This is a genomic window from Streptomyces sp. NPDC021115 (assembly GCF_044333065.1).
Lineage (GTDB): Bacteria > Actinomycetota > Actinomycetes > Streptomycetales > Streptomycetaceae > Streptomyces.
This window is the reverse complement of the sequence record NZ_JBIRQF010000001.1, coordinates 202,501-214,960: the sequence shown is the minus strand read 5'-3', so window position 1 is coordinate 214,960 and position 12,460 is coordinate 202,501. Positions and strand designations below refer to the sequence as shown.

General features: G+C 71.4%; 10 protein-coding genes. 7 read left to right on the top strand and 3 right to left on the bottom strand.

Features of this window, described 5'->3' with window-relative positions:
- Nucleotides 1-338 precede the first annotated feature (338 nt).
- Nucleotides 339-461: a hypothetical protein gene (locus ACH4TL_RS00975; RefSeq protein ID WP_267892778.1), complete on the top strand. Its 123-nt coding sequence runs from the start codon at nucleotides 339-341 to the stop codon at nucleotides 459-461.
- A 13-nt stretch (nucleotides 462-474) separates the two neighbouring features.
- On the opposite strand, the gene ACH4TL_RS00970 is transcribed toward ACH4TL_RS00975, so the two are convergent.
- Nucleotides 475-2,058, bottom strand: coding sequence for a purple acid phosphatase family protein (locus tag ACH4TL_RS00970; RefSeq protein WP_398322368.1), 1,584 nt, complete (start codon nucleotides 2,056-2,058; stop codon nucleotides 475-477).
- Nucleotides 2,059-2,187: 129 nt separating this feature from the next.
- On the opposite strand from ACH4TL_RS00970, the gene ACH4TL_RS00965 reads away from it, so the two are divergent.
- From ACH4TL_RS00965 to ACH4TL_RS00940, 6 genes are all read left to right on the top strand, one after another.
- Nucleotides 2,188-3,225 (top strand): 3-isopropylmalate dehydrogenase, encoded by a 1,038-nt coding sequence (locus tag ACH4TL_RS00965; RefSeq protein ID WP_398322371.1) that lies wholly within the window; start codon nucleotides 2,188-2,190, stop codon nucleotides 3,223-3,225.
- A gap of 207 nt (nucleotides 3,226-3,432) precedes the next feature.
- Nucleotides 3,433-4,518 carry a branched-chain amino acid aminotransferase gene (locus tag ACH4TL_RS00960; protein WP_398322376.1) on the top strand — a complete coding sequence of 362 codons (1,086 nt, stop codon included), beginning with the start codon at nucleotides 3,433-3,435 and terminating at the stop codon, nucleotides 4,516-4,518.
- Between the two features lie 312 nt (nucleotides 4,519-4,830).
- On the top strand, nucleotides 4,831-6,429 hold the full coding sequence (gene cimA, locus ACH4TL_RS00955; RefSeq protein WP_398322379.1) for a citramalate synthase: 1,599 nt from the start codon (nucleotides 4,831-4,833) through the stop codon (nucleotides 6,427-6,429).
- A 187-nt stretch (nucleotides 6,430-6,616) separates the two neighbouring features.
- On the top strand, nucleotides 6,617-9,001 hold the full coding sequence (locus ACH4TL_RS00950; RefSeq protein ID WP_398322382.1) for a polysaccharide lyase 8 family protein: 2,385 nt from the start codon (nucleotides 6,617-6,619) through the stop codon (nucleotides 8,999-9,001).
- 223 nt (nucleotides 9,002-9,224) lie between these two features.
- On the top strand, nucleotides 9,225-10,808 hold the full coding sequence (locus ACH4TL_RS00945) for an acyl-CoA carboxylase subunit beta (RefSeq protein WP_398322385.1): 1,584 nt from the start codon (nucleotides 9,225-9,227) through the stop codon (nucleotides 10,806-10,808).
- Nucleotides 10,809-10,833: 25 nt separating this feature from the next.
- Complete coding sequence (locus ACH4TL_RS00940; RefSeq protein ID WP_398322388.1) at nucleotides 10,834-11,076, top strand: acyl-CoA carboxylase subunit epsilon; 243 nt, start codon at nucleotides 10,834-10,836, stop codon at nucleotides 11,074-11,076.
- A 148-nt stretch (nucleotides 11,077-11,224) separates the two neighbouring features.
- Here ACH4TL_RS00940 and ACH4TL_RS00935 read toward each other — a convergent pair whose 3' ends face one another.
- Together ACH4TL_RS00935 and ACH4TL_RS00930 are read right to left on the bottom strand one after the other, a co-directional pair.
- On the bottom strand, nucleotides 11,225-11,803 hold the full coding sequence (locus ACH4TL_RS00935) for an ATP/GTP-binding protein (protein WP_078610434.1): 579 nt from the start codon (nucleotides 11,801-11,803) through the stop codon (nucleotides 11,225-11,227).
- On the bottom strand, nucleotides 11,784-12,458 hold the full coding sequence (locus tag ACH4TL_RS00930; protein ID WP_398322391.1) for a DUF742 domain-containing protein: 675 nt from the start codon (nucleotides 12,456-12,458) through the stop codon (nucleotides 11,784-11,786). Before ACH4TL_RS00930 ends, ACH4TL_RS00935 begins: the two co-directional genes overlap by 20 nt.
- Nucleotides 12,459-12,460: the final 2 nt, after the last annotated feature.

Here is a 12,460-nt window from a genome sequence, read left to right as displayed (position 1 = left end):
GGCGTGCCGGTGCTAGCGTCTTGCATTCAAGTCAGCGTTATTTACCGCAGTTTACGTCGATAACAAGCCATGGTCGGGGTCGGACGGGGGTCGGCCTCGGCCATGTCTCGTCTCAGATAGTAGGACGTCCGACTAATTGTGCAGACACTGACGCTCTGCTCCCTTATTTTTGTGGAAGCCGAACCTCCCGCTCCATCGAGCGACGGCGGACGCGGCCCGGTGCATCCGCGCAGGTGATCCCTGCCGCACCCCGGCCCCCGCCCCCCTTTTGTCGGCAGCCACCTTCTCGGGGATTCCTCCCGGCCGCGCGCCGGGGTTCAGCAGAGGAGACGTGAACCATGGCCGAGCAGACTGTCCGCAGGGTCCGCCGCAAGAACGACGACACCGACCGGAGGAACGCCGCCGCCGCGCTCCAGCGCGCGCTCGACCGCCGCGACAACGGCGGCTCCACCGGTCACTGAGAACGTCGGCCGGTCACGCGGACGCGGGGCGGGTGACCTCGAACCGGTCCACCCGCTCACCGGACTCCGCCAGCGCCGTCACCTTCAGGCGCGGGTCCGTGCCCGGCTCCACCTCCACCGCGAGGAACGAGAAGCCGGTGTAGCGGACCCGTGACCACTCCACGGTGTCCTTGTTCTTCTCGCCGTCCTTCGTCCAGTGGTAGCTCTTCACCTCGTCGAGATCCTTCACATGCCCCTCGTAGCTGTCGGGCACCGGGAACTCGTACAGGTCAGCCCCGGCGCCGCCCGCCGTGACGTACACGATGCCGTCGCGCACGGCGTCCACGCTCCCGCCGACCGGCACCTTCCGGGCCACCTTGCCGCCGCGGATGGCGTCGGTGCGCTCGTAGACGTGGTTGTGGCCGTTGATGACCAGGTCCACCTGGTGCTTCTCGAAGAGCGGCACCCATGCGTCGCGCACCCCGCCGTCCGAGGCGTGCGAGCTGGTCGTGGAGTACGCGCAGTGGTGGAAGAAGACCACCAGGAAGTCGATGTCCTTCCGCTTGCGCAGCTCGCCCAGGCGCCGGTCCAGCCAGCGGGTCTGCTCGCCGCCCGTGTAGCCCTTGTTGGCCGGGATCTCGTAGGAGACGTCGTTGGCGTCCAGCGCGACGACGCCCACGCCCGCGTAGACGAAGGAGTAGACGCCGGGCGCCTTGCGGGGGTCGGGGCCGTTGTCCGGGAGCGACCAGCGGGCCAGCTGGCCGCCGTAGCCGTCGGGGGAGTACCACGCCTCCATGTCGTGGTTCCCGGTCGTCACCATCCACGGCACGCTCGCCGCGACCGAGTCGGTCTGGGCGAGGAAGGAGTCCCAGACCCGGGCGTCGTACAGGTCGGACTTCTTGCCGTGGCCGGTGGTGTCCGCGTAGCAGATGTCCCCGGCGTGCAGATGGAACGACGGGTTCTGACCCAGGATCAACCGGTCGTTGGCGAGCGCGTCATAGCTCACGCCCTGGTCACCGAAGGCCGTGAAGACGAACTTCTCCCGGCCCTTGGGCGCGGTGCGGAAGGTGCCCAGCGAGGAGAAGTGGCGCGGGTCGGCGGGGTCGTAGCCATCGTGGCCGACGCCGTAGTAGTAGGTGACGTCGGGGCTCAGCCCGTCCACCGCGGCGTGCAGGTAGTACTGGTCGACCGCGGGCAGCTTGTCGCCGAGCGACGGGGTGTGCAGATGGCGGACCTCGGCCTCGACCTTCCGGGTCAGCTCCGTCGGCCGGGTCCCGACCCGCAGATACGGCCGCTTCACCGCGAACGGTACCTGCCAGGAGACCCGCATCTGCGTCGTCGGGTCGGCGCCGAGGGCCAGATGGCGGCCGAAGGGGGCCACCAACGAGCCGTCCACCTTCGCCGCCGCGGGGCGGGCGTCCGCCGCGGGAGACGACTTGGCCCCGGTGGTGCCGGCGCACCCCGCGCCGCCCAGCGCCACCGCGGCCGCCCCGGCCGTCGCGGCGCCCCCGCGCAGCACCCGTCGGCGGGGGAAGGCGTCACGCAGGTACTCGTGCTGCTCCGCCATGGTCATCCGGCTCGCTAGCGGCTCCGGAATGCCGAACCGTGGTGTATGCATGATCCGGAATCTCCCCCGCGCGGGCGACACCACGCCGTACTCCGGGTGAACGCGGGCTGTCCGGTGGACGATCTGTCCGTATGGCGGACGACCGGTGTCATGGGATGGGACGAGGAGTAGGGTCCGGGTATGTCTCGCAGCATTCGCCTCGCAGTGATCCCCGGTGACGGTATCGGCCAGGAAGTCGTGGCCCAGGGCCTCAAGGTGCTCGGCGCCGCCCTTCCCCAGGACGTGAAGCTGGAGACCAAGAGTTACGACCTCGGCGCCAAGCGCTGGCACGCCACCGGCGAGACCCTGACCGACGCCGAACTGGAGTCGCTGAAGGAGCACGACGCGATCCTGCTCGGCGCGATCGGCGACCCGTCGGTCCCGTCCGGGGTGCTGGAGCGCGGGCTGCTGCTCAAGCTGCGCTTCGCCTTCGACCACTACGTCAACCTGCGCCCGTCGAAGCTCTTCCCGAACACCGCGACCCCGCTGGCCGGTCGCCCCGACATCGACTTCGTCGTCGTCCGCGAGGGCACCGAGGGCCCGTACGTGGGCAACGGCGGCTCGCTGCGGACCGGCACCCCGGCCGAGGTCGCCACCGAGGTCAGCCTGAACACCGCGTACGGCGTCGAGCGCGTCGTCCGGGACGCGTACGAGCGCGCCAACAGCCGCCCGCGCAAGAAGCTGACCCTCGTGCACAAGAACAACGTGCTGGTGCACGCCGGTCACCTGTGGAAGAACATCTTCGACAAGGTCGGTGCCGAGTACCCCGAGGTCACCACCGACTACCTGCACGTCGACGCCGCGACGATCTTCTTCGTCACCCAGCCCGAGCGGTTCGACGTGATCGTGACCGACAACCTCTTCGGTGACATCCTCACCGACCTCGCCGCCGCCGTCACCGGTGGCATCGGGCTCGCCGCGAGCGGCAACATCAACCCCTCCGGCGCCTTCCCGTCGATGTTCGAGCCGGTCCACGGCTCCGCGCCGGACATCGCGGGCACCGGCAAGGCCGACCCGACCGCGACCATCCTGTCGGTGGCCCTGCTCCTCCAGCACCTCGGCTACGCGGACGAGGCGGCCCGCATCGAGGCCGCCGTCGCCGAGGACCTCGCCGAGCGGGACGCGGCGCGCACCACCGACGAGATCGGCGACGCGCTCGCCGCCCGAGTATCCGGCTGACCCCAGCCTGTGCCAGTGCGCGGCTGGGTGCGACCATCGACCTCGGGCCGCGCACTTCGCACGCATTCTTAAGCTCCGGCCCCACGTCAGCGATAATCGCCCGTGGGGCCGCCGTGTGCAGCGGGAAGCTTGGACGTCCTAGTACCGATCACGGACAAGGACGGTGCGAGCGCGGTCCGCCACAACGGAAGTGAAGGACTACCACGAATGACGACGCCCTCGATCGAGCTCAAGCCCTCCTCACACCCGCTCTCCGACGCGGAGCGGGAGGAGATCCTGGCCAATCCCGGATTCGGCCGCCACTTCACCGACCACATGGTGACCATCAAGTGGACGGAGGGCCGCGGCTGGCACGAGGCCCAGCTCGTGCCGTATGCGCCGCTGTCGCTCGACCCGGCGAACATGACCCTGCACTACGCGCAGACGATCTTCGAAGGGCTCAAGGCGTACCGCCAGCCCGACGGGGGCGTGGCCACCTTCCGCCCCGAGCAGAACGCCGAGCGCTTCCAGGCGTCCGCCCGCCGCATGGCGATGCCCGAGCTGCCGGTCGACCTGTTCCTCGCGGCCTGCGACGCCCTGGTCACCCAGGACCGGGCGTGGGTGCCGGGCAGCGGTGAGGAGTCCCTGTACCTGCGGCCGTTCATGATCGCGACCGAGGTGGGCCTGGGCGTCCGGCCCGCCAACGAGTACATGTTCGTCCTGATCGCCTCCCCGGCCGGCGCCTACTTCCCGCGCGGCGTCCAGCCCGTTTCCGTCTGGCTGTCCGAGGAGTACGTGCGGGCCGCGCCCGGCGGCACCGGCACCGCCAAGGCGGGTGGCAACTACGCCGCCTCGCTGGTCGCCCAGGCGCAGGCCGCCGAGCAGGGCTGCGACCAGGTGGTCTGGCTGGACGCCATCGAGCGCCGCTGGATCGAGGAAATGGGCGGCATGAACCTGTACTTCGTGTACGGGAACCGCATCGTCACCCCGGAGCTGTCGGGGGCGCTGCTGCCCGGCATCACCCGCGCCTCGCTGCTGCGGATCGCGGCCGACCTCGGCTACGAGGTCGCCGAGGGCCGGATCTCGGTCGACGACTGGCGCGAGGGGAACGCGGACGGCAGCCTCACCGAGGTCTTCGCCTGCGGCACCGCGGCCGTGATCACCCCGGTCGGCTCGGTCAAGTCCGCCCGCGCGAGCTGGACCGTGGGCGACGGGCAGCCCGGCGAGGTCACGATGAAGCTGCGCAAGGCGCTGCTGGACATCCAGACCGGCACCGCCCCCGACCCCCACGGCTGGCTCCACCACATCGGCTGAGCCTTTTGAAGGGCGGCCGGCCCGCATTCTGAGACGGAAGGGAGCGCGGGGGCGGAATTGTGCTTGACTGCCCCCGTGCTCTCGTTCGCCAGCATTATTGGCAGCAGGCGCGCCGGTCCGCAGTGATCGCCCCGTACGACCCGGTACGGCGCGGCCACCGTGCCCCAGACCCGCGCGCAGACCTCTCGCACCCGCGAGGGGTCTTTTCGTTTTCCGGACCATCCCACCGGATGCGGAGCGTGCGGGACCATGGAGGGCGCGGAACCGGTTATTCCGGTAGCCCGAGATCCATCCGACAGGAGCCAGACCACCATGAAGGATCGGCCCGACGACAGTTTCCACGTCTTCGACACCACGCTGCGCGACGGCGCGCAGCGCGAGGGCATCAACCTGACGGTCGCGGACAAGCTCACCATCGCCCGTCACCTGGACGACTTCGGGGTGGGCTTCATCGAGGGCGGCTGGCCCGGCGCCAACCCGCGGGACACGGAGTTCTTCGCCCGCGCCCGAGCGGAGATCGACTTCAAGCACGCCCAGCTCGTCGCGTTCGGCGCCACCCGCAAGGCGGGGGTGAAGGCCGAGGACGACGCGCAGGTCAAGGCGCTGCTGGACTCGGGCGCCGAGGTGATCACCCTGGTGGCCAAGTCCCACGACCGCCATGTGGAGCTGGCCCTGCGCACCACGCTGGAGGAGAACCTGGAGATGGTCCGCGACACCGTCGCGTACCTGCGGTCCCAGGGCCGCCGGGTGTTCCTCGACTGCGAGCACTTCTTCGACGGCTACCGCGCCAACGCCGACTACGCCAAGCGGATCGTCTCCACCGCCCATGAGGCGGGAGCCGACGTGGTGATCCTCTGCGACACCAACGGCGGCATGCTCCCCGGCCAGATCGACGCCGTGGTCCGCACCGTCATCGCCGACACCGGCGCCCGCGTGGGCATCCACACCCAGGACGACACCGGCTGCGCCGTCGCCAACTCCCTGGCCGCGGTCGACGCGGGCGCCACCCACGTCCAGTGCACCGCCAACGGCTACGGCGAGCGGGTCGGCAACGCCAACCTGTTCCCGGTCGTCGCCGCCCTGGAGCTGAAGTACGGCCGCCGGGTGCTGCCGCCCGGCGCGCTGGGGGAGATGACCCGGATCTCGCACGCGATCGCCGAGGTCGTCAACCTGACGCCGTCGACCCACCAGCCCTATGTGGGCGTCTCCGCCTTCGCCCACAAGGCCGGGCTGCACGCCTCCGCGATCAAGGTCGACCCGGATCTGTACCAGCACATCGACCCCGAGCTGGTCGGCAACACGATGCGGATGCTGGTCTCCGACATGGCGGGCCGCGCCTCGATCGAGCTGAAGGGCAAGGAGCTGGGCATCGACCTCGGCGACGACCGGGCCCTGGTGGGCCGGGTGGTCGAGCGGGTCAAGGAGCGCGAGCTGGAGGGTTACACCTACGAGGCCGCCGACGCCTCGTTCGAGCTGCTGCTGCGCGCGGAGGCCGAGGGCCGGACCCGCCGCTACTTCCGGGTCGAGTCCTGGCGCGCGATCGTCGAGACCCGCCCGGACGGCACCCACGCCAACGAGGCGACGGTGAAGCTGTGGGCCAAGGGCGAGCGCATCGTCGCCACGGCGGAGGGCAACGGCCCGGTCAACGCGCTGGACAAGGCGCTGCGCGTGGGCCTGGAGCGGATCTACCCGCAGCTCGCCAAGATGGAGCTGGTCGACTACAAGGTCCGCATCCTGGAGGGCAAGCACGGCACGGAGTCCACGACCCGGGTGCTCGTCTCGACCACGGACGGCCAGGGGGAGTGGTCCACGGTCGGCGTCGCCGAGAACGTGATCGACGCCTCCTGGCAGGCGCTGGACGACGCGTACGCCTACGGGCTGCTGCGGGCGGGCGTCGAGCCGCAGGAGTAGCGGACAGCGGACCGGCGCCGGTGGTCCGCGGCTCCGGCAGAGCCCCTGGGGGAGGTTCTGCCGGGGCCGCGGGCGCCGCACGCCCAGCGGGCATACGGGGGCAGGCGTGCCGTATGGAAGCCGGGGATCCCGGGCATCATCCCGCTGCCCGGCCACCGCAGGAGGTCCGCCCACCGCTGGAGGTCCCATGCCCGCGCGCCCGCTCAGACCCTGGTCCCGGCGAGGCTTCCTGGCCGCGGCCGCCACCGGAGCGTTGTCCCCCGGCCTCGCCGCGCCGCCCGCCCATGCCGCCGGGCCGGACTTCGCCGCGCTGCGCCGCCGCTGGACCGACCTCGCGCTCGGCACCGGCTACGACCCCGCCGCCGAGCCGTACGCGGGCCGCCTGACCGAGACCGGCCGCCTGGCGACCCGGTTCCGGGCGAGCATGGCGCCCGCCGCCGCCTCGCTCTGGCCCGACCAGCCCTTCGACCCGCCGGCGGGCATCACCCAGAGCTACACCCGGCTGAACACCATGGCCCAGGCGTACGCCCAGCCCGGCACCGGCCTCACCGGCGACCCCGGGCTCGCCGACGACATCGCCCGCGGCCTCGACCACCTCGACGCCACCGTCTACCACCCCGGCACCACCCGCTACGGCAACTGGTGGGAGTGGCAGATCGGCAGCCCCCGGCTGCTGCTGGACACCCTCGCGATCCTCTACGACCGGCTCGGCGACGAGCGGCGGGCCCGCGCCCTGGCCGCCGTCGACCACTTCGTCCCCGACACCATGCTCGGCGACTACACCGGCACCAGCACCGGCGCCAACCGCGTCGACCTGTGCCGGGTGGTGGCCCTGCGCGGCATCCTCGGCGCGGCGCCCGCCAAGGTCGCGCTCGCCCGGGACGCGCTCTCGCCCGTCTTCCCGTACGTCACGAAGGGCGACGGGCTCTACGCCGACGGATCGTTCATCCAGCACACCTGGGTCGCCTACTCGGGTACCTACGGCTACGTCCTGCTCGACGGCCTCGGCAGGCTCTTCACCCTGCTGGCCGGGTCGGAGTGGGAGGTCACCGACCCGAACCGGAAGATCATCTTCGATAGCGTGGAGCACGCGTACGCCCCGCTGCTGCACGACGGGCTGATGATGGACGGCGTCTCCGGCCGGGCCGTCAGCCGCGGCGTCCTGGTGAACGATCCGCGCGGCATCGTCCAGAGCGATCATCAGCGCGGCCATCTGCTCCTCGCCGCCATCGCCCTGCTCGGCACGGGCGCGGACGAGGCCGCCAGGGAGCGCTGGAACGGGATGGTCAGGGGCTGGATGGCCCGCGACACCGGCAACCCCGTGCTGACCGACCCGCAGTTCGGCGTCGCGGACCTGGCCCGGCTGGCGGCCGTGGCCAAGGGCCCGGGACCGGCGCTGCCCGAGCCCGTGGGCCACCGGCTGTTCCCGGCCATGGACCGGGCCGTGCACCGGCGCCCCGGCTGGACCGCCGCGCTGGCCATGGCCTCGAACCGGATCGCCTACTACGAGAACGGCAACGGCGAGCACCCGCGCGGCTGGCACACCGGCGCCGGAATGCTCACCTGGTGGGCCGGGGGCGACACCGCGAACCAGTACACGGACGCCTTCTGGCCCACCGTCGATCCCTACCGGATGCCCGGAACCACCGCCTCCGCCCGGCCGCTCGCCGACAACGAGGGCGGCGGCTGGGGCGAGCCCAAACCCGCCGCGGCCTGGGTCGGCGGCACCACCGACGGCGAGTTCGCCGCCATCGGCCAGGACCTGCGCGGGCTCGGCTCCACGCTGCGCGCCAAGAAGTCCTGGTTCTGCCTGGCCGACGCCGTCCTCTGCCTCGGCGCGGACATCACCGCCCGCGACGGCGCGCCCGTCGTCACCGTCGTCGACAACCGCAACCTCGGCGCCGACGGCACCCCCACCCTCACCGTCGACGGGCTCCCGCAGCCCGCCGCGCCCGGCCGGACCCGCACCTTCCGCCGGGCGCGCTGGGCCCATCTCGCCGGGCACGGCGGCTATGTCTTCCCCGGCGGCGCCGACCTGCGCACCCGGCGCGAGGCCCGCACCGGCTCCTGGCACGACATCAACACCGGCAGCTCCCCGGACCCCCTCACCCGCCGCTACCTCACCCTCTGGCACGACCACGGCACCGACCCCGACGGCGCGGGATACGCCTACCTCCTGATGCCGGGCGCGACCCCGGCCACCCTCGCCGCCCGCGCCGCTGACCGCCGCTGGCTGACCGTGCTCGCCAACTCACCGGCCCGGCAGGCCGTCGCGATCCCCTCGCTCGGCGTCACGGCGGCGAACTTCTGGGCCCCGGGCACGGCCGGTCCGCTCACGTCGAGCTCCCCGGTCAGCGTGCTGCTGCGCCGTACCGGCCCGCACACCGCGCGCCTCGCGGTCGCCGAGCCGCCCCGCACCGGGGAGCCGTTCGAGCTGCGCTGGGCGCGTCCGGTGCGCGCCGTGACGGCCCACGACAGCACGGTCGAGGTGCTGGCCACCGGCCGCGCCCTGCGGCTGCGCATCACCCCCGGCACGGCCTGCGCCACCCACACGTGCGAGATCGCGCTCTAGTGCGTGACCCCGGTGGCTGCGGGCCATCCGGGTGATCGGACCCCGCCGGTCACGGTGTGTCGCCCACAAGATTGTGGGGTGCCGACAGCACCCCTCACCCTTGCCCGTTCCGGGTAAGGGGAAATCCGCTGTCCAGTTCTGTTCCGCCTGCCCACGAAAACGGGCCCGACGTTGTATGGAATTGACATGCGTTTCCGGGGGTCGGGGAACGTACCGTCGTTCCATGACCAATCTCGAAGGTGCGCCCGAAGCGGCGAGTGACGTTCGCGGGCGCGTCGCCGAGCTGCACGCGATCCGCGAGCAGGCTCGGCGCGGCCCGAGCGAGCGGGCGACCGAGGCCCAGAAGGCCAAGGGCAAGCTGACGGCTCGCGAGCGGATCGATCTCCTGCTGGACGAGGGGTCCTTCAACGAGGTGGAGCCGCTGCGGCGGCACCGCGCGACCGGATTCGGGCTCGAGGCGAAGAAGCCCTACACCGACGGGGTCGTCACCGGCTGGGGGACCGTCCACGGGCGGACGGTGTTCGTTTACGCACACGACTTCCGGATCTTCGGCGGAGCGCTGGGCGAGGCCCACGCCACCAAGATCCACAAAATCATGGACATGGCCATCTCGGCCGGGGCGCCGCTGGTGTCCCTCAACGACGGCGCCGGGGCCCGCATCCAGGAGGGCGTCTCGGCGCTCGCGGGCTACGGCGGCATCTTCCAGCGCAACACCAAGGCGTCCGGCGTCATCCCGCAGATCAGCGTGATGCTCGGCCCGTGCGCCGGTGGCGCCGCCTACTCCCCGGCGCTCACGGACTTCGTGTTCATGGTCCGCGAGACGTCCCAGATGTTCATCACCGGACCCGATGTGGTCCAGGCGGTGACCGGCGAGAAGGTCTCCCAGAACGGCCTGGGCGGCGCGGACGTGCACGCCGAGACCTCCGGCGTGTGCCACTTCGCGTACGACGACGAGGAGACCTGCCTGGAGGAGGTGCGCTACCTCCTCTCGCTGCTGCCGCAGAACAACCGGGAGAACCCGCCGACCGTCGAGTCCGACGACCCGGCCGCCCGGCGCGGCGATTCGCTGCTCGACCTCGTCCCGGCCGACGGCAACCGCCCGTACGACATGCGCAAGGTCATCGAGGAGATCGTCGACGACGGCGAGTACCTGGAGGTCCACGAGCGCTGGGCGACCAACATCATCTGCGCGCTGACCCGGCTCGACGGCCAGGTGGTGGGCATCATCGCCAACCAGCCGCAGTCGCTGGCGGGCGTGCTGGACATCGAGGCCTCGGAAAAGTCCGCGCGCTTCATCCAGATGTGCGACGCGTTCAACATCCCGCTGATCACCTTCCTCGACGTGCCCGGCTTCCTGCCCGGCGTCGACCAGGAGCACGGCGGGATCATCCGGCACGGCGCCAAGATGCTGTACGCGTACTGCAACGCGACCGTGCCGCGGATCTCGGTCATCCTGCGCAAGGCGTACGGCGGCGCGTACATCGTCATGGACTCCCAGTCCATCGGCGCCGACCTGACCTACGCCTGGCCGACCAACGAGATCGCGGTGATGGGCGCCGAGGGCGCCGCCAACGTGATCTTCCGCCGTCAGATCGCCGACGCCGACGACCCCGAGGCCATGCGCGCGCGCATGGTCAAGGAGTACAAGTCCGAGCTGATGCACCCCTACTACGCGGCCGAGCGGGGCCTGGTGGACGACGTCATCGACCCGTCCGAAACCCGTGAGGTCCTGATCCGGTCCCTGGCGATGCTGCGCGACAAGCACGCCGACCTGCCGTCCCGCAAGCACGGCAACCCGCCGCAGTAACGCCCACGAGGGAGACGAAGACACCGTGAGCACGCCCACCGACATCGCCGACACCGCCTCCGCGGCGGCCACCCTGGTCCGGGTCGAGAAGGGCCACGCCGACGCCGAGGAGCTGGCCGCGGTCACCGCCGTGCTGCTGGCCCGCGCGGCCGCCACCGCCGGTCACGCCCGCGACGGCGGCGCCGCCCGCCCGCGCCGCAGCGCCGCCCGCTGGCGGCGGCTGGAGCGCCGCCCGGCGTTCAGCGCCCCGCACAGCTGGCAGGGCTGACGCGCAGCGCCTGGCGCGCAGACGGAAAATCCCCCGCTCTCCGATGGAGGGCGGGGGATTTTCCGCGTCTGATACCGGCTGTTTCCGGCCGTCTCCGGCCGTCTCCGGTCGGTTCCGGCGGGTTGGGGCCCGCCGGAACCGTACGCGGCTAACGCAGCCGGGCCATCAGCGCGTGCTCGACCAGTGTGATCAGCGCGCTCTTGGCCTCGCTGCGGTGGCGCGCGTCGGTGATGATGATCGGCGCGTCGGGGCCGATCTGAAGGGCCTCGCGAACCTCTTCGGGAGTGTAGGGCTGGTGTCCGTCGAAACCGTTCAGGGCGATGACGAAGGGCAGTCCGGAGTTCTCGAAGTAGTCGACGGCGGGGAAGCAGTCGGCGAGTCGTCGGGTGTCGACGAGGACGACGGCGCCGATGGCACCGCGGACCAGGTCGTCCCACATGAACCAGAACCGGTCCTGTCCGGGGGTACCGAACAGGTACAGGATCAGGTCCTGGTCGAGCGTGATGCGGCCGAAGTCCATGGCCACCGTGGTGGTGGTCTTGTCCGGCGCGTGGGTGAGATCGTCGATCCCCGCCGAGGCGGAGGTCATCACGGCTTCGGTACGCAGCGGGTTGATCTCCGAGACCGCGCCGACGAACGTGGTCTTGCCCACGCCGAAGCCGCCCGCCACCACGATTTTCGCGGAGGTGGTGGAGCGGGCTGCACCGCTAGAGCTTGCGAAGTCCACTGAGCACCCTTTCGAGCAGTGTCACGTCAGGCTGGCCGCCGGCGGACTCGTCGCCGCCGGGCTGGTGAATGGCGACGAGCCCGGCCTCGGCCAGGTCGGCTACGAGGATCCGGGCGACGCCGAGGGGGATGGTGAGCAGTGCGGAGATCTCGGCGACCGACTTGATCTCGCGGCACAGTTGGCAGATCCGCTGGTGTTCGGGCAGCTGGCCCTGGAGCTGGGTGGGATCGGCCGTGGTGTGTACCAGTGCCTCGATGGCGAGCTGGTACCGGGGCCGGGTACGGCCCCCGGTCATGGCGTACGGGCGCACCAGAGGGTTATGCGCGCCGCCCGTGGGGGAAGGTTCCGGGGCGAGGCGCTGTGGCGGCTGTACGGGCTGGATGCGGGGTGGCTGCGGTGGTTCGTACATCGGGCTCTCGGGAGGCGCGTAGGAGGGCGCGTAGAGGTCCTGCTGGCCCTGTGGGGTCCAGGGCTGCGGGGGCACCGGCTCCTGGGGCGGCTCGCCGGGGTAGTCCCGGGGCTGTTCGCCCGGGTGGGCGGAGCGGGCCGGGCGGCTGGGCGCGGAGGGGAAGTTGAAGCGCTTCATCGGGGCTTCTCCGCGCGGTTCGGACGGCTGCCCATGGCCGTACGGATATCCGCTAGGGGGCGTTGCCACGT

Coding starts and splice junctions, on each gene's coding strand:
- cimA (WP_398322379.1), top strand. CDS start 4,831: ATGAAGGATCGGCCCGACGACAGTTTCCACGTCTTCGACACCACGCTG.
- ACH4TL_RS00945 (WP_398322385.1), top strand. CDS start 9,225: ATGACCAATCTCGAAGGTGCGCCCGAAGCGGCGAGTGACGTTCGCGGG.
- ACH4TL_RS00970 (WP_398322368.1), bottom strand. CDS start 2,058: ATGCATACACCACGGTTCGGCATTCCGGAGCCGCTAGCGAGCCGGATG.
- ACH4TL_RS00965 (WP_398322371.1), top strand. CDS start 2,188: ATGTCTCGCAGCATTCGCCTCGCAGTGATCCCCGGTGACGGTATCGGC.
- ACH4TL_RS00975 (WP_267892778.1), top strand. CDS start 339: ATGGCCGAGCAGACTGTCCGCAGGGTCCGCCGCAAGAACGACGACACC.
- ACH4TL_RS00960 (WP_398322376.1), top strand. CDS start 3,433: ATGACGACGCCCTCGATCGAGCTCAAGCCCTCCTCACACCCGCTCTCC.
- ACH4TL_RS00950 (WP_398322382.1), top strand. CDS start 6,617: ATGCCCGCGCGCCCGCTCAGACCCTGGTCCCGGCGAGGCTTCCTGGCC.